Genomic DNA, 16264 nt, shown 5'->3' with positions numbered 1-16264 from the left:
CTTCCGAATGGGGACACTGGTAATGGGACAGAAAGTCCACGTCGTGAAAGAGAAGTCGAAGGGACGGCGGGACGCCGCGAAATTTGTCGGAGCACATGGCAGAGCTTAAGCTCAAGCAGCAACCTCGTCTGGAGGCCGCTCCGAGACCGAAGCCATCGCGCTCGGTAAGGTTGACTGGTTAGGTTAAACTGCGACATCGGTTGCCGCCCGGCGCGGCCACGCCTAGTGATTGGCCGCCGGACAATCCCCCAAGCGTCCGGGCCCACACCAGCAAAGCCGTCAGGCGATCCTACTTCGCCTGGCGGCTTCGTCTTGAACGATGATCGGTCCCACCCATGGCTGAGAGTGAAGGACTTCATCGCTGCCGTGATCGCGATAGCCGGCCGGCTATCCCTCATTGTCTGATGGTGAGGCGGTTCATTTGATCGGACGTAACAAGTACGCCGCGAACAACAAGGGCGGCCCCCACAAAGCCAGTAAGCCGTAAATAACGAGCTCTACGACGTCCATGCTCATCCCCAATGACATGTCGCTGGCCAAGTCTCGCCTAGATTCGCACCTCGCAAAAGCAAAACAGTTTGTGCGCTGCACTCCCAAAGCTGGCGCTGCTCTGGTTGCCAAGTCTCAAATTCAGTGAGAGGGTCATGGCCGGGACCTTGGAGCGATGCCAAATGCATACGCGATCCAAACGATATGTCAGGCGCCAGCGCGGGCGACAGAAGGCGGCCGCCCGTCGAGCGCATGCCAAGTTCATCCCATCGACGCGATCCGAAAATCGCTTGGCCTTCCAGGTTGCCGCCGGGATGAAAAAGCGCTGGCCGAACGCCCTCCCCTTTTCCATTTAGCTCCGGCGCCCTCGCCATCGGTCGAGTTCAAGATTACTCGACCATGCGTGAAACAAACGGCTGCGTACCTGGTTAATAACAGAAACAGGGACGCGACCGTGCAATTCTCTTTCAATCTCGTCTGGAACGAGCCACGCGACAGAGTTCTCGCTGCAATAGGTAAGCGGGAGGCCGAAAAATGATCGAGCTCTCAGCAGCAATCCTCGCCCTGGTCAGCGTGGGCATCTTCGCCGCCCATGCGCTGGATGCCTATCGCAGCGGCTAGCGCCTGAGCGTAGAAGGCGACACGTCCCCTCTGGCGCCGTAGCGCCTCGGCGGTCTTTGTCAAACGTCTGATGCCCCCCGATGGAGGTCACTGGCCGTCGAACCGGTAAGACGCGAGCGTGGCTTTAGAGATACTCCTAGCTGCTGAGCCTTGAAGACCACCCCGGCTACGGTTCGATCCATCTTTTCTGCAATTGTTTGGGCTGAATATTGCAAAGCGAGTTTCTTGAGATCTCTGATATCCTCGTCACTCCAGCGCTTGGCCATCTCTGCTACTCTCCATCTTTGCCATTGCGTTAAATCGGGAAAAATTGGAAAGTTCCATAGCTCTGCCCCGGTTGCGGATGCCGGGCGCAACGGCCGGACCCAACAGTGCGGCAGCCTGGCGGCCACCTCAACGAGGGATTTTTGGATTTGGCGCGCGGCCCGAGCGGGGCGTGGGCCTCGGTAGCGCGTGCATCGTCGTGCGCTGTCGCAAGATGCAGCTTCATCAGCTCCCACAAAATCGATACCGGAGGGTACAATCCGCCGTAGCAGCGGAGATCGCCCGCAGGGGCGCCCTTCAGTGTTCACCGGAGGACCGAAAGATGTTCGCCAGCATTGCCGGCGTAGCCCTCGCGCTACAATTGGGAGTGCCTGCCTACCCGCAGAACGAAAGTACCCCCTTGGCCCAAGGAATCCTGGCCCATGAAAACTTGGACCAAGAAAGCTTGGCCCAAGATAGCTTGGCCCAAGAAATCCGGTACCGCCGTCGCGGCCATCCACCGCCTTGCGGCCACGGCTACGACCTCGATGAGCGGGACGGCAAGTGCTACCCGAACGGAACGGTGCCGCCGCGGTTTCAATCGGGCCGGTATTACCCCCTGGAGTATGGCGGCGGCCGACGGCCGGTACCGTGCGGCCATCGCACGGACGTCGATATCCGCGATGGGCTCTGCTATCCGACGGGCACGGTGCCACGGCAATACCAGGCCGGCCGCCCGCGCTATCACTATCGACGTAACGGCTATTACGAAATGCGATAGTGCGGCGATGCTGAACGTCTGTCCGCCGAGTCGCGGCTATCCCGGGACTGCCGTTGCCGAGGATTTGACGTCCGATATCTGAAATATGTTCATGGGATATTCAGAGCCTGTTTCGATATATTTGCATCGTTGCAACAGCAGCCTTGTGATCGGGCGACCGGTCAGCGCGTCGTGGAAGCGCCGGCAGCTTCTGGTTTGATCGGAGACCAACCAATGATCGTCAGCATTGCCGCCGCAGCACTGGCCGCTCAGTTGAGCGTAGCGCCCGGGAGCGCTGCTGAACCTGTCTTGCCTCAGGCCGTGCAATATCGCGTACCCGCCCATCCCCCGCCATGCGGCCATGGCTGGGATCTGAGCGCGCGCGACGGCCTCTGCTATCCGAACGGATATCTGCATCCGCAGGATCAGGCGGGAAGGCAATATCCGCGTTATTATCGCGGCGGCGGCCGCTATCCCATTCCGTGCGGGCATGGCGCGGACCAGGATAGCCGAGACGGTCGATGCTACCCGACCGGAACGGTCCCGCCGCAGTTTCAGGTGGGTCGCCAGCGCTATTACGGCGGCGGATATGAAGGTCGGCGCCGCTATTATTATGATGACGACTGAGCATCGCGCGCTGCGCTCCCGCTACGGCCGGCGCAACTGCGCGAGAGCCTCGACGACCGCCGATACCAGCGACGCCATAGTGTATGGCTTCGGCAGCCATCCGAGCGGGGCGTAGGGCTCGGCGCGCCCCCGCGTGCGCACATCGTCGTGCGCGGTCGCAAAGATGCAGCGAATTGCGAAGTCCTGATACAGTTCCCGTGCGGCGTCGATGCCGTCGCGGGTGCTGGCCAGGCGAATATCCATCACGGCAAGCGTCGGCTGCGCGTCACTGGCCAGCGCGACGGCTTCCTCGGCGGTCGTGGCCGGACCGACAACTTCAAAGCCGGCTGCCGTCAGCGCGACTTCTGTTTGCAAGGCGATCAGGAAATCATCCTCGACGACAAGAACCCGCGGCGGACCCTGCTTGTCTTCCATGCGCTGGGTCTGTTCGACAGATGGCGACAAGGTCCGATCCGGGTCGGATGGCAACGCAAAATGACCTGCGCTTTGCGGATGCGTCATCGATCGCCGCTTTAGATTTTCGCGGCGGGGAAATCGAGGCACGCCCGCGATGGGTTTTTCGTGACGTGAAGCGTTCCATGGAGCTGGCGTGCGAGGCCGAGTACGAGCTGGAGCCCGGACGAGGTCTTGCGCACGACCTCGAGGTCGAACCCCCCGCCGTCGTCCTCGACGCAAAGGGCCAGCCGTCCGTCATGCTCGGTCAGGCTGACCCGGACGCTCTGGCTCGCATAGTCCCTGATGCCGTGCTTCACCGCATTCGTCAGCAACTCATTCAAGATCAGCGCGAGCGGCATAGCCACATCGTTGGAAAGGACGCCACGCGCCGCGCTACACTCAATTCGTGCATCCGGCGGCAGCAACTGCCGGATGGTTTGACAAACCGCCGGCAGAAACTCCTCCGCAGCAAAGCGGCTGGCATCGCTTCGGCCGTACAGCACACGCTGTGCCGCCGCCATGGCCGCGATCCGTGCGCTGGCTTCATTCAGGACTTTCCGCGCCTCGTCGCTGCGCGCAGTCCTTGCTGCGGAAAACAGCAACGCTTGCAGCATCTGTATATTGTTCTTCGTGCGATGATTGAGTTCATCGAGCAGAAGCCGCTGCTGAGTCTCCGCTTGCCGCCGCTCGCTGATATCAACCAGCATGTTGATGGCGCCGGTGATCTTGCCGGAAGAGTCCCGCAGCGGTGTCGGGAACGGAATGAACGGCACCCGCGTCCCGTCCGGCCGTTCGGCAACTGCCTCGGCGCCGCGCACGGCACGCCCTTCTTTCAGCGCAATTGCCATCGGGCACTGGTCGTGCGGAAGCGGCGTGCCGTCGGGGTTGAACAGCTTCCAGCTGACACACCATTCGTCGCTGCCGAGCACAGGCGTCCGCCCCGAAAAGTCGATCGCCGCCTGGTTGAAATAGGTGATTTTCCCTTGTGCGTCGGTCGTATAGATCGCGGAGGGAATCGCCGCGAGCAATTCCGAAAGACGCTGCTCGCTCTCTCGCAGCTTGCGTTCGGCTTGCTTGCGATCGGTGATGTCGCGGGCGATCTTTGACGCGCCGACGATAGTTCCTGCGCGGTCGCGCACGGGCGAGACGGTCAGCGAGATGTCCAGAAGGCTTCCGTCCTTCCGGCGGCGAACCGTTTCATAATGGTGAATGCGCTCGCCGCGCCGTATGCGCGCGAGGATCCCGGGTTCCTCGTCTTCGCGTCCCGACGGAAAGAGAATCGTCACGGGCTTGCCGATGGCTTCGCCGGCGCTATAGCCGAACAGCCGCTCGGCGCCTGAATTCCAGGTCCTGATGATCCCGTCGAGATCCTTGCTGATGATCGCGTCGTCGGAGGATTCCACGATGGACACAAGTTGCTGCGCGCGATCCTCGGCGGCGCATCGCGCCTGTTCCGCCCTCAGTCTGGCGATGCCAAACCCGAGTTGCCGCGCGAGCGTCAGCGCGACGTCGAGCTCCGGTTCGATGAAGTGATGCGGCCTGTCGTAATAGGCCGTGAATTTTCCGGCGAGCCGGCCGCCGATCAGGATTGGAATGAAGGCCACGGCTGCGATGTGCTCGCGGGCGATCGTTTCCTTGAGGGTATCCGAAAGGGCTGAAGCGCCGACATCCTCGAAATAGACCGGGCGCGGATTTCGTTCATCCCTGCCCCATGGCGAGTGGCCCTCAATGGCCTGACGGTACCCGTCCGAAAGACCCCGCCATCCGACGAAACGCATCATGTCGTTGTCGTCAAACAGGAGAATGGAAGCGCGCCGGCAGGCAAGCGCGCCGACGATAGCGTCCAGGCCGGCGTCGTAAACGTCTGGAAACGATGTGGCGTATTGCAGTCTTTCCGAGAACCGGAACAGCGCCGCCTGCTCTTCGCTGCGCCGCGCCAGCGCCTGTTCGGCTGCCTTGCGAGCGCTGATGTCATGCTGAACGCGCACCGCATAAAGGAAATTTCCAGACGCATCGCGAACGCTCGAGGACGTCACCTCCGCCCAGAAGCACGAACCGTCCTTGCGCGCGAGACGCTTTTCGATGGTGTAACGATCGATTTCGCCGGCGATCTGTCGCCGGAACTGCGCGAGATCCTGCGCGACGTCCTGTGGCGAGGTCTCGTCAAAGATGGAACCGCCGAGCAAGTCGGCCGCTTCTCGTCCCACCAGTTCGCAGGCCTTCTGGTTGACGCGCAGCATCCGCCCGGCCTCATCGATCTCGACGATGCCGACGCCGACATGTTCGTAGGTGACAGCCAGCCTGTCTTCGTGCGCCTGCCGCCATTCATCGCGAGGCAGATGAGGCACGTCCAGGAAGGCGGACCGGCCTGGCTGGGAGAAAGTTTTGGCCGTCCGTCGCTGGATGTTCATTCTCGCCATCCCTGCCCAAGGGCAATTTCGCGTTACGCGATACTCGATGTCGGCACATGCAGGAACCAGTACGCATGACCGCTGAGCGCTTGACCTTGGACAAATCCGGCAAGAGAAAATTTGTTCCTGGCCGTGGCAGGGAGCGGAAATGTCAGTCTTCCGGCGCGCTTCGTTTCCCGCAGGATGGATCGTAATTTGATCGCTAGCACCCGCGGCAGATCCCGGTGAACCTACTCACCTCGGGCCGCCCCCGCGGGCGAACCGGCGGCTTGCGCGGGCGGGCCTTGCGCGCGCTGATGATCCGCTGCGAGGCGGTTGGATATGGCGGCGTCACGACACGTGCGCGCGGCGCTTCGACTGAGCCGTAGGAGACGGCCGGCGGCGGGGGGTTGGGGCGGAGCGGTGGCACGCTCGCGGCATTGCCGATGCCGCTGGGATCGGAGAGCGCCCTGGGGTTGGCCGGTCCGAACGGCACGCCCGATATCGGCGAATTGCCGGCGCCCGCCGAACCGGCTGGCGGCGTCAGTTGTGCGAATGCCTTTACGGGAACGATCAGGCTGAACGCCACGAAGAGAACAAGCGCCGGATTGCGGGACATCGAGGTCTCTCCAGGAGGCTCCCACTCAACGAACATATGGGACGCGCGTTCCCTAGCTTCCAGGCGAGTCCATTTCGTGCTGTCCGCCCTGTTCCGCAGTAGGCGTCGGCGAGAGAATCAGTCCTAATCAAGGCGCGATCACGTCTTGAGATTCCGGCGGCATGAACCAGCCCGAAGTGCTCGATTCCGATATCCGCGCCCTGCAGCAGTGGCTGCGCGCTGCCTGGCATCAGCTTGGCGATCCCACCCTCACCACCTTCGCCCGGCGCGAGCTGCGCAACCAGATGAAGCAGTGCAGCGCCGACTTGCGGGCGTGCCTGCAAAGGGTGGCTGAACAACAGCCCGAGCCGGTCCGATCACCGGCCTCGCCCTATTCCAGGCCAGAACTGCGAATCCTGTCGTGGTGACGGGACAGGATTAGAGCGCTTTCCAGCGAAGTGGACACCGGTTCGCGTCAGAAAAACGCGTCAAAACAAGAATCTAGAGCCCGGTTCTGATTGAATCAGAACCGAAAGGCTCTAGCCGCCTGCCGCCCCGCCTGTGCTCAGCCGGCCCGCCCTGTTGATAACCCGCGAGCCGGTCGGCGAGCATCGAAACAGGCCGGCATCGTGTGCTATCGGCATATCGGCCTGATTAACGACGGAAAGAACACATGCGGATTACCCTGGTCGGTTCCCGCCATTTTGGCGTGACGACAATGAACACCCTACGCCAACATGGGGTCGATATTGTTCGCGTCGTCGTTCACGACGGCGAGGACCGACTTGCCGCCGCGGCACAGGCCGCCGGGATTGACCTCGTGGTGCAGGCCCATCCGAAGCTCGTGATCGCCTCGGAAATCGCACCAAGGACGGACCTGATCGTCACCGCACACAGCCATGCCCGCGTCACCAGGGAGGCGCTGGCCACAGCCAAGCTCGGCGGCATTGGCTATCACCCCTCGTTGCTGCCCCGGCATCGCGGCATCGCCGCAGTCGAATGGACCGTCAAGGAAGGCGATCCGATCGCTGGCGGTACCATCTATCATCTCGCCGACCGGATGGATGCCGGCGCGATCGCCGCACAGGAATGGGTGTTCGTCAAAAAAGGGGAAACCGCCCGAGAGCTCTGGGAACGTGCGCTGGCGCCGCTCGGCCAGAAATTGTTGGCCGATGTCATTTACCACGCCAAAACCCACGGCAGCCTGCCGGCCACGCCCCAAGATGAGGAATTTGCCACCAAGGCACCGAGCCTGACCGACGCCAAGCATTGATCTCTACCATCATACCGCCAATCCGGCGCGATCGCGACGAAACTGCGAATTTTCGTTCCCCAAGCCGGAACCAGATTCACCTTGATGTGTTTGAGATCGCGGGAACTTTCCACAGTGCTGCGGCGCACCCAAGTTTGGACACATTGTGACCAGATAAGGCGCGCCATCACACACATTTCGAGGTCCTTGATCCATGCGCTCCAACCGCATTCACAACCTGTTGTTTGTCTCGTTGCTTGCTTCCGCCGCCACCTTCGCCAGCGCTCCCGCCTCCGCCCAGAACCCCTATGACGGTCTTTGGCAGGTCACCGTTGTCACAAAAACGGGCAATTGCGATGCGCAGACTACCTCGACCGTGAATGTCAGCGGCGGCAAGATTTCGGGCGGTCCGGTTTCCGGCAGCGTCGGCAGCGGGGGACTTGTGCGGGTCTCGATCAATGGTGCATATGCGAACGGTCAACTCAGTGGCAACTCCGGATCGGGGAAATGGAATGGGGCTTCAGCTGGTGTCGCATGTAGCGGTCGATGGGAAGCGTCCCGTCAGTAAGGCAAGCCAGGCTTCTTTTGAATTTTTCGCCAAAAAGCGGCGGCTGACATTCGCAGCCGTCGCTTTTTTTATGGCCGCGTCAGCGGCCTCGACCAGCCATGCGCAGTCGAGCGCCTTCGCCGGCATGGCCGGCACCTGGTCCGGCGGCGGCACGGTGACCCTTGACGACGGTTCGAGCGAACGGATTCGTTGCCGCGCGACCTACAAGGTTTTCGGACCCAACATGGAAATGGTCCTCACCTGCGCCAGCGACGCTTACAAATTCAACCTGGCGGCCGCGGTCGCCGCAGCCGGCGGTGAAGTCAGCGGCACCTGGACCGAGTCCAGCCGCAATATCGGCGGCACCATTCAGGGCCGCGGTGCCCACGGCAGCTTCCAGGTGGTTGCCCAAGCAGCCGGATTCGCCGCCAACATTGCCTTGAAGACCAGCGGCAACAAGCAGCAGATCGCCTTGAGGGCCGACAGCCAGTTCCGGGCCGCCAATATTTCGCTGTCGAAGTAGTCAATCCGACGTCATCGCCCGCGAGCGCGCGTTCGCGCGACCCGTTGGCGGGCGACGACAGTTCAGGGTGTGGCGATCGCCCTAGCTCGTCTTTGGCTTCTCGAGCTTCGCCGCGGTCTCCTTGATGGTCTTGGCGATCAGCAAGGCCTGCTCCTTGTTGAACGCAAAATCCTGCACGCCGCGGTGCGTGGTCAACGACAGGACCATGATGTCGGGCTGGTGCTCGGGCCAGCCGGTTGCGAAGGCAGTCACGAAATCCGCAGAGGTCGATCGAGTGGTCATTGGCTCACGATATCCCTTGTCTTTTCGGTATGCGCTTTGACGGGCAACAGCCCGCCCGGCACACGTGGTATTACGCCTTGGGCACGAAGGCGGTGACTTCGATTTCGACCTTGGCCCTGACGTCGACCAGCCCGTCGATGTAGAGCAGCGTCGATGGCGGGAAATTGCGCCCGAGTGTTTCCTTCCAGGCCGCACCGATGCCGGGGCCTGCGGCCTCATATTCGCTGCGGCTGGTCAGGTACCAGGTCAGGCGCACGATGTGCTCAGGGCCGGCGCCTGCTTCCCCAAGCAGCTTGACAATGCGCTTCAGCGCCGTGCCGACCTGCGCGGCCATGTCCGGGGCATAGTCGCCCTTCTCGTCGCCGCCGGTCTGGCCGGCGAGCACGATCCATTTGCCTGAAGCGTCGACCTCGACACCATGCGAGAAGCCGCGGGGTTTCGACCATTCGGCCGGTTGCAAGATACGCATGTGTAAGTCCTCCTTGAGACCGCCGCTCTTAGCACTGAACCGGGAGCCGCTCCCACAGCGAAATTGCGACGGCGCGCATCGCTGCCCCCGCGCATTTGCGCGTTGCAAATTGTGGCGCCCTCGCCGATACCCGGCCTGCCCTCAACCGATCTCCTCGCGAATGGACCGCATACAATCCAAAGCCCTGGCCGCGCTGTGGATGGCCGGCTGGCTGACCCTGATGCTGATCATCGCGATCGCCGGACGCGAAGCCGCGCGCGAGATCAACGTGTTCCAGCTCATGGAGATGCGTTCGATCCTCGGCTTCCTGATGCTGTACCCGCTGATCCGCGCCAAGGGCGGATTTGCCATGATGAAGACGGCACGCCTGCCGCAGCACGTTGCGCGCAACCTCATTCACTATGGCGCGCAGCTCGGCTGGTTCTTTGCGCTCACGCTGATCCCGATCGGTCAGGTGGTGGCGATCGAATTCACCATGCCGATCTGGACCGCGATCCTGGCCGCCACGTTTCTGGGCGAGCGCATGACATTCTGGAAGATCGCTGCGATCATGCTCGGAATCGTCGGCGTCGTGGTCATCGTTCGGCCCGCTGCCAGCGAGATCGATCCGGGGCAGTTGATCGCGCTGGCGGCCGCGGTCGGGTTCGGCGTCTCGGTGGCGATGGTCAAGTCGCTCACCCGGACCGAGCAGACGCTCTCGATCATGTTCTGGATGCTGGTGATCCAGTCGGCGGCCGGTCTCTTCCCCGCGCTCTACGTCTGGACGTGGCCGCCCGCCCATCTCTGGGGCTGGGTGGTGGTGATCGCGTTTTGCGGCACGTTCTCCCACTACTGCATGGCGCGCGCGATGCTGCACGCGGATGCCACCGTGGTGATCCCGATGGATTTTCTGCGGGTTCCATTGAGCGCCGCCGCGGGCTGGCTGATCTATTCGGAACGGCTGGATGCATTCACCGTGCTCGGCGCGGCGCTAATCCTCACCGGCAATCTGTTGAACCTGAAACCGAATCCTTCGCCTGCGCGCGTGCAAGGCTGAACTTTATTTCCCGGGCTGTGATCTAGATCACGCCCCGGCGCGTGTCGTAACGGTAACGGATGCTTCCGGATTTGGCTGTTCGCCAGCTTTTTTGTGGTGCGAAGCGGGCGATCTTTTGTAATGTCCAGGCACGTTACAAGCCAAAGCCTTTGTCGATTCTGCAGGGGGATTTCCTATGCGTTACCAAACCCTCATTTTGTCCGTCATATGCATGGTCTTTGCGGCCGGAACCGCCCAAGCCGAAAGGCGAGTCGCTTTCGTCGTCGGCAACGGCACCTACAAGAACGTGGCACCGCTTCCGAATCCTTCCGTTGACGCAAAGGCGATGGCCGCTGCGCTGCGCAATGTCGGATTCGAGGTGGTCGAAGGTTCCAATCTCACGCGCGACAAGATGACCGAACGTCTGCTCGACTTCGGCAAGAAGGCCCAAGGCGCCGACGTCGCACTGTTCTTCTATGCCGGCCACGGCATCGCCATCTCGGGCACGAACTATTTGCTGCCCATCGACGCCGACATCAAATCCGAAATGGACGTCAAACTCGGCGCCGCGATCAATATCGACCTCACCCTCGAGCAGACCATGGGCGATGCCAAGGTCAAGCTGGTGTTCCTCGACGCTTGCCGCGACAATCCCTTCGCGGCCAAGATCAAGTCGAACTCGGCCACCCGCAGCGTCAACGTGCAGACGGGTCTCGCTGAAATGAAGTCCGGCGAAGGCACGCTGATCGCGTTCGCGACCGGCCCCGGCCAGACCGCACTCGATGGCCAGGAAGGCGGCAACAGCCCGTTCACGCGCGCCCTGCTCGCCAATCTCACCCAGCCCGGCGTCGAGATCCAGCAGGCGATGACCAAAGTCCGTGCGCAGGTCAACGAGGAGACCAACAAGGGACAACTGCCCTGGGGTCACACCAACCTGATCGGCGCCGTCTACCTGAACGGCGCGCCCGCGCCCGGTGCGGTGGCCGCTGCAGCGCCGGCGTCAGGTGCAAAGCCGGGGTCCGATGTCGAACTGGAGTTCTGGCGCTCGATCAAGGATTCCAACAAGCCGGAAGAGTTCAACGCCTATCTGACCAACTATCCCAACGGTCAGTTCCGGTCGCTGGCGCTGTCGCGGATTGCATCGCTGGAGAGCGGTGCAAAGGATGCAACCCGTAACCTGAGCACGGGCATCGATCCCGCGACCTTCAAGGAAGAAGCAAACCAGACCACCGAGGACCAGATCGGCCTCGACAGAGGCCAGCGGCGCGACGTGCAGCGCCGCCTGAACGGGCTCGGTTTCGACACCAGGGTCACCGGCCAGTTCGACGCCCCGACCCGCGCCGTGATCACGCGCTGGCAGGCGGCGCGCGGCTATCCGAAGAGCGGCTACCTCAACAGGCTGCAGCACAAGGCGCTGCTGACGGAGATCGTGGCGGCGGCACCGACTGCGAGTTCCGAGGAGGAGCGCCCCGCCCCCAAGCGCCGCGCCCCCAGCACCGTTCAGGCGCAACCGCAGCCGCAGCAGCCCCCGCCGCAGCGCCAGTACAGCAACCCCGGCCCGGATCCGGCCGGTGCAGGCCGCTTTATCGGCGGTGTCGTCGGCGGCATGCTGCGCTAACTAACGGCAAGCGACCCATCTGCCAAAGAGGCCCGGGATCCATCCCGGGCCTTTTTCATTTTGTGCCTCGCAGGCCGATTTGCGTCAAAAGCCGTGTTACTTGCCCGCGGCTTTTCGCAACGCCTCATTGATGCGATCCTGCCAGCCCGGACCCCCCTCCTGAAACCATTCCAGCACATCCTGATCGATCCGCAGCGTGACCTGCTCGCGCACGCCGGGAACGGCAGCTTGTTTGGCCGGTGCTTGCGCTACCTTGGCGGTGGCGCGCTTGAATGCGGCCTCGGCTTCGGTGCGCGCATCGTTCAGGGTTCTCGGCCGGCGCGGCTGATCCGCCATCGCTAGATTCCTTCAAACAATGCCGTCGAAAGATACCGCTCTGAGAATGACGGCACGACGGCCAAAATGGTCTTGCCGGCGCTCTCGGGACGCTTGCCGATCGCAAGCGCCGCCGCGATTGCAGCGCCCGAGGAAATGCCGCCGGGAATACCCTCCATGCGCGCCAGCGCACGCGAGGTTTCGATCGCCGTCGGGCCGTTGACCCTGACGATCTCATCGATCACGGAGCGATCCAGAATGTCCGGAATGAAGCCGGCGCCGATGCCCTGGATCTTGTGTGGCGTATGCTGACCGCCGCCGAGCACCGGGCTTTCCTCCGGCTCGACGGCGACGATCCGCAATGACGGCTTGCGCGGTTTCAGCACCTGGCCGACGCCGGTGATGGTACCGCCGGTGCCGACGCCGGCGACGAAGACATCGATATTGCCGCCGGTGTCGTTCCAGATCTCCTCCGCTGTCGTGCGGCGGTGAATTTCGGGATTGGCGAGGTTCTTGAACTGCTGCGGCATCACCGCGTTGGGCGTCGTCCGCACCAGTTCCTCTGCGGTTGCGATCGAACCCTTCATACCCTGCGCAGCCGGCGTCAGGATGATCTCGGCGCCGAGAAACGCCAGCATCTTGCGCCGCTCGATCGACATCGATTCCGGCATCACCAACTTCAGCCGGTAGCCACGGGAGGCAGCGACAAACGCCAGCGCGATGCCGGTATTGCCTGAGGTCGGCTCGATCAGCACGGTGTCGGCGTTGATCACGCCGGCCTTTTCCATCGCGATCACCATCGCCGCGCCAATGCGATCTTTGACGCTCGCGGCGGGATTGAAATATTCCAGCTTGGCCAGGATGGTTGCGCTAACACCATGCTGCTCCGGCAGTTTGCGCAAACGAACGATCGGTGTGTCGCCGATCGCATCGACGATGGAGTCGAAGACCCGTCCCCGCCCAGGACGTTGCACTGCACCCGCGGCTAACGATGCATCCATCTCGACACTCCCAAAGCGATCATGTGCGGGGGAAAAGGCGCTCTCTTACTTAGGAGGCGGCCACATCGATGCGCAAGGCAGAAATACCGGAACGAAGCATTCGCTGCATTGCAAAACAAGAACGTCGCTAAATATCGCGAAATCAACGCATTTATGTTGCGACATCGTCAAAGATTTCTGTTTATACTTTGGTCGTGGGCTGAGCCTGAGGTTCAGATCGCAGGGAGGTCACGATGCCAGCTATTGCTGAAATCCGGTCGACCGTAGCGCTTGGGCCAGATCCGCGCGGATGTGATTTGCCGACCTGCCCCGTGTGCGCCGACACCATGGTGGCTGCGGAAGCTTCAGCCTACCTCAACGACAACGTGATCAGCTATCTCTGGACCTGCGACACCTGCGGTTACGGTTTCGTGACCAAGCATTCGGTCAAGCGGTTCGCCTGTAATTGATTCAAACTATCGTGGAGCAATATCACCGCGCGCCCATCCGGCGCGCGTTTGTTTTTGGAATGCCTCGAACGTGCCGGCGGTGATCGCGTCGCGCATGCCCTGCATCAGATACTGGTAATAAGCCACGTTGATCTCCGACAGTAGCATCGCGCCGAGCGTTTCTCCCGACCTGACCAGATGATGCAAATAGGCGCGCGAGATGTTGCGCGCTGCGGGCCATTCGCTCTCCTCATCGAGCGGCCGCGGATCGTCGGCATGGCGGGCGTTGCGCAGATTGATCTGGCCGAAACGCGTGAACGCCATGCCGTGACGCCCGTTCCTGGTCGGCATCACGCAATCGAACATGTCGATGCCGCGCGCCACCGCCTCCAGCAGATCCTCCGGCGTGCCGACGCCCATCAGATAGCGCGGCCGATCGGCCGGCAGCGCAGGCGCGGTTTCCTCGATCATCGACAACATCACGGCCTGCGGCTCGCCCACTGCAAGCCCGCCGATCGCGTAGCCGTGGAAACCGATGTCGACCAGTTCGCGCGCGCTGATGTGGCGCATCTCGGGAATGTCGCCGCCCTGCACGATACCGAACAGCATGTAGCCATCAGGCGCGGTCTCGAACGCCCGTTTGCTGCGCTCGGCCCAGCGCAACGACAGCCGCATCGCGCGTTCTATGTCGTCGCGCGCAGCCGGCAGCCGCACGCATTCGTCCATCTGCATCGCGATGTCGGAGCCGAGCAGCCGCTGCACCTCGATCGAACGCTCCGGCGACAGCTCGACCTTGGTGCCGTCGATATGCGAGCGAAACGTCACGGCTTTCTCGCTCACCTTGCGCAGGTCCGACAGCGACATCACCTGGAAGCCGCCAGAGTCCGTCAGCATCGGCCCGTTCCAGCCGGTGAAGGTCTGCAAGCCGCCAAGTGCGGCGATCCGCTCGGCGCCCGGCCGCAGCATCAAATGATAGGTGTTGCCGAGCACTATATCGGCGCCGGCGTCCCGCACCTCGCGCCAATGCATGCCCTTCATCGCGCCCGCCGTGCCGACCGGCATAAAGGCCGGCGTTTGCACTACGCCATGCGGCGTAGTCAGTCGCCCGGTGCGCGCAGTACCATTGGTGGCGAGCAATTCGAAATGATTGGGAAGATTCATGGCGCTGCTTATTGCGTGCCGGGAACGGCCAATCAACCGCTCAGTGCGCGTTCCGAACAGCCCGTGCCCCACGCCGGACACAATTGAGCCGCCCAGAGCGGCTCAGCATCTCCCTTGTTAAATAAAACGATACCGTGTAGTTTTATAAACGAAGCCATGACGGGACGCCGCGGCGGTGAGGCCAGCGGCGGCAACTGCGTGTACGGTAACTGACGGCGAATGCCCTCCCCCTCTCTTCTGAATGGATCAATTCTCTCCGACGGGCGGATCAGGAGGACAGGCTCACGCCTGCTCAGGTCAGCCGTCTTGCTGTGCAGCCTCGCGCTGGCCGCCTGCACGTCCCTGCCGCGGACGCCCTACAGCGCTGCGGATTCCTCTAGCTCCCGCGTGCTCGATATCGACGGCCTGCGGCGCTACACTGACGACCCCGTCACGAAATTCCGTTTCGAGAAAGACGACCTCTCCTCAACCAGGACCTATCTCGCGCTCTCCGGCGGCGGCGCAGATGGCGCCTATGGGGTGGGCGTGCTGAACGGCTGGACCGCGGCCGGCACCCGCCCGACCTTCTCGGTCGTCTCAGGCGTAAGCACCGGCGGCCTGATCGCGCCCTTTGCGTTCCTCGGGTCCCAATACGACGACACGCTGAGGGAGGTCTACACCAGCGGCATAGCCGAGAGCCTGCTCGATGATCCCAGCATCATCCGCGTGCTCTTCGGATCCGGCCTGTTCGGCAACAAGCGACTGCGCGAGTTGGTGGCTCGCTATGTCGGGCCGGAGATCCTGGCCGCCGTTGCACGCGAAAATGCCAAGGGCCGAAAACTGCTCGTGGTGACGACCGATCTCGACACCCAGCGCACGGTCGTTTGGGACATGGGGAAAATCGCAGCCGTCGGTTCGCCCGAGGCGCTGCACCTGTTTCGCGACGTGATGGCGGCCTCCGCCAGCATTCCTCTGGTCTTCCCGCCCATCCTCATCGAAGCCGAGGGCCAGGGCCGGCGCTTTCAGGAGATGCATGTCGACGGCGGCGTGACAGCTCCGGTCCTGACGCTGCCGGATGCCCTGCTCTTCCAGGGACGCCTGCCCGGAAACAGCCGGATGAACATCTACATCCTCGTCAACAAGAAGCTCGAACGAACTTTCGAGCTCGTGTCCAACAGCACGCTCGATGTCGCCTCGCGCAGCCTGTCGTCGATCACCCAGTCCCAGACGCGCTCGGTCATCTTCTCGACCTACGATTTCGCCAAGCGCAACCGGTGGGGCTTCCATCTGTCCTATATCGAGCGCGACTATCCGGCGCTGCGCTCCGAGGGATTCGACACCACCTATATGCGCGCCCTCTATCGGTATGGCTATGAGAAGGCTGCATCGGGCCGCGCCTGGACGGCCACGCTTCCGTGAACCACTTTAGGAGCGCACGACGACCTGCCTGGACGGTTGCCGATATGGCCAATTCGGCCAGATTCGCGATGACGCCCCTGTTGCTGCGCGTT

At 62.5% G+C, this 16264-nt stretch carries 19 protein-coding genes; 10 read left to right on the top strand and 9 right to left on the bottom strand.

Annotation, left to right across the window (positions count from 1 at the left end):
• Window positions 1-1169: 1169 nt before the first annotated feature.
• Complete coding sequence (locus LMTR13_RS19780; RefSeq protein WP_065729288.1) at window positions 1170-1376, bottom strand: hypothetical protein; 207 nt, start codon at window positions 1374-1376, stop codon at window positions 1170-1172.
• A 458-nt stretch (window positions 1377-1834) separates the two neighbouring features.
• Between LMTR13_RS19780 and LMTR13_RS40865 the strand changes: the two genes are divergently transcribed.
• Both LMTR13_RS40865 and LMTR13_RS19770 read left to right on the top strand, forming a co-directional pair.
• Window positions 1835-2134, top strand: coding sequence for a hypothetical protein (locus LMTR13_RS40865; RefSeq protein ID WP_156795683.1), 300 nt, complete (start codon window positions 1835-1837; stop codon window positions 2132-2134).
• 213 nt (window positions 2135-2347) lie between these two features.
• Window positions 2348-2740, top strand: a complete 393-nt coding sequence (locus tag LMTR13_RS19770; RefSeq protein ID WP_065729286.1) for a hypothetical protein — start codon at window positions 2348-2350, stop codon at window positions 2738-2740.
• 21 nt (window positions 2741-2761) lie between these two features.
• On the opposite strand, the gene LMTR13_RS19765 is transcribed toward LMTR13_RS19770, so the two are convergent.
• The 3 genes from LMTR13_RS19765 to LMTR13_RS19755 all read right to left on the bottom strand — a co-directional run bounded on the left by LMTR13_RS19765 (window position 2762) and on the right by LMTR13_RS19755 (window position 6184).
• On the bottom strand, window positions 2762-3154 hold the full coding sequence (locus LMTR13_RS19765; RefSeq protein WP_236843029.1) for a response regulator: 393 nt from the start codon (window positions 3152-3154) through the stop codon (window positions 2762-2764).
• Window positions 3155-3252: 98 nt separating this feature from the next.
• Window positions 3253-5586 (bottom strand): PAS domain S-box protein, encoded by a 2334-nt coding sequence (locus LMTR13_RS19760; protein ID WP_065729284.1) that lies wholly within the window; start codon window positions 5584-5586, stop codon window positions 3253-3255.
• A 202-nt stretch (window positions 5587-5788) separates the two neighbouring features.
• Complete coding sequence (locus LMTR13_RS19755) at window positions 5789-6184, bottom strand: hypothetical protein (RefSeq protein ID WP_065729283.1); 396 nt, start codon at window positions 6182-6184, stop codon at window positions 5789-5791.
• A 161-nt stretch (window positions 6185-6345) separates the two neighbouring features.
• Here LMTR13_RS19755 and LMTR13_RS19750 point away from each other — a divergent pair, with 161 nt between their 5' ends.
• The 4 genes from LMTR13_RS19750 (at window position 6346) to LMTR13_RS19740 (ending at window position 8485) form a co-directional block, all read left to right on the top strand.
• On the top strand, window positions 6346-6591 hold the full coding sequence (locus tag LMTR13_RS19750; protein WP_065729282.1) for a hypothetical protein: 246 nt from the start codon (window positions 6346-6348) through the stop codon (window positions 6589-6591).
• 245 nt (window positions 6592-6836) lie between these two features.
• A complete protein-coding gene (locus tag LMTR13_RS19745) occupies window positions 6837-7436 on the top strand; it encodes a formyltransferase family protein (RefSeq protein WP_065729281.1) in 600 nt (199 codons plus the stop codon).
• A gap of 193 nt (window positions 7437-7629) precedes the next feature.
• The gene (locus LMTR13_RS39410; protein ID WP_083219092.1) at window positions 7630-7983 is read left to right on the top strand and encodes a hypothetical protein; all 354 of its coding nucleotides are present in this window, start codon (window positions 7630-7632) and stop codon (window positions 7981-7983) included.
• Window positions 7984-8053: 70 nt separating this feature from the next.
• Entirely contained in the window at window positions 8054-8485 is a 432-nt protein-coding gene (locus LMTR13_RS19740; RefSeq protein WP_065732825.1) for a hypothetical protein, read from the top strand.
• Window positions 8486-8566: 81 nt separating this feature from the next.
• On the opposite strand, the gene LMTR13_RS19735 is transcribed toward LMTR13_RS19740, so the two are convergent.
• Together LMTR13_RS19735 and LMTR13_RS19730 are read right to left on the bottom strand one after the other, a co-directional pair.
• Complete coding sequence (locus LMTR13_RS19735) at window positions 8567-8767, bottom strand: hypothetical protein (protein ID WP_065729280.1); 201 nt, start codon at window positions 8765-8767, stop codon at window positions 8567-8569.
• Between the two features lie 70 nt (window positions 8768-8837).
• On the bottom strand, window positions 8838-9236 hold the full coding sequence (locus tag LMTR13_RS19730) for a RidA family protein (RefSeq protein WP_065729279.1): 399 nt from the start codon (window positions 9234-9236) through the stop codon (window positions 8838-8840).
• Between the two features lie 160 nt (window positions 9237-9396).
• On the opposite strand from LMTR13_RS19730, the gene LMTR13_RS19725 reads away from it, so the two are divergent.
• Both LMTR13_RS19725 and LMTR13_RS19720 read left to right on the top strand, forming a co-directional pair.
• On the top strand, window positions 9397-10272 hold the full coding sequence (locus LMTR13_RS19725; RefSeq protein ID WP_065729278.1) for a DMT family transporter: 876 nt from the start codon (window positions 9397-9399) through the stop codon (window positions 10270-10272).
• A 175-nt stretch (window positions 10273-10447) separates the two neighbouring features.
• Window positions 10448-11869, top strand: coding sequence for a caspase family protein (locus tag LMTR13_RS19720; RefSeq protein WP_065729277.1), 1422 nt, complete (start codon window positions 10448-10450; stop codon window positions 11867-11869).
• Between the two features lie 96 nt (window positions 11870-11965).
• Here LMTR13_RS19720 and LMTR13_RS19715 read toward each other — a convergent pair whose 3' ends face one another.
• Together LMTR13_RS19715 and cysK are read right to left on the bottom strand one after the other, a co-directional pair.
• On the bottom strand, window positions 11966-12205 hold the full coding sequence (locus LMTR13_RS19715) for a BrnA antitoxin family protein (protein ID WP_065729276.1): 240 nt from the start codon (window positions 12203-12205) through the stop codon (window positions 11966-11968).
• Window positions 12206-12207: 2 nt separating this feature from the next.
• A complete protein-coding gene (cysK, locus tag LMTR13_RS19710; protein ID WP_065729275.1) occupies window positions 12208-13185 on the bottom strand; it encodes a cysteine synthase A in 978 nt (325 codons plus the stop codon).
• Window positions 13186-13418: 233 nt separating this feature from the next.
• Between cysK and LMTR13_RS19705 the strand changes: the two genes are divergently transcribed.
• Window positions 13419-13634, top strand: coding sequence for a hypothetical protein (locus LMTR13_RS19705; RefSeq protein ID WP_065729274.1), 216 nt, complete (start codon window positions 13419-13421; stop codon window positions 13632-13634).
• Window positions 13635-13640: 6 nt separating this feature from the next.
• Here LMTR13_RS19705 and tgt read toward each other — a convergent pair whose 3' ends face one another.
• Window positions 13641-14774 carry a tRNA guanosine(34) transglycosylase Tgt gene (tgt, locus tag LMTR13_RS19700; protein ID WP_065729273.1) on the bottom strand — a complete coding sequence of 378 codons (1134 nt, stop codon included), beginning with the start codon at window positions 14772-14774 and terminating at the stop codon, window positions 13641-13643.
• 306 nt (window positions 14775-15080) lie between these two features.
• On the opposite strand from tgt, the gene LMTR13_RS19695 reads away from it, so the two are divergent.
• On the top strand, window positions 15081-16172 hold the full coding sequence (locus LMTR13_RS19695) for a patatin-like phospholipase family protein (RefSeq protein WP_236843028.1): 1092 nt from the start codon (window positions 15081-15083) through the stop codon (window positions 16170-16172).
• The last annotated feature ends 92 nt before the right edge of the window (window positions 16173-16264 follow it).

This window comes from Bradyrhizobium icense (assembly GCF_001693385.1).
Taxonomy (GTDB): Bacteria; Pseudomonadota; Alphaproteobacteria; order Rhizobiales; family Xanthobacteraceae; genus Bradyrhizobium; species Bradyrhizobium icense.
The sequence above is the reverse complement of the archived record's forward strand: the minus strand, read 5'-3'. Positions and strand labels throughout refer to the sequence as shown.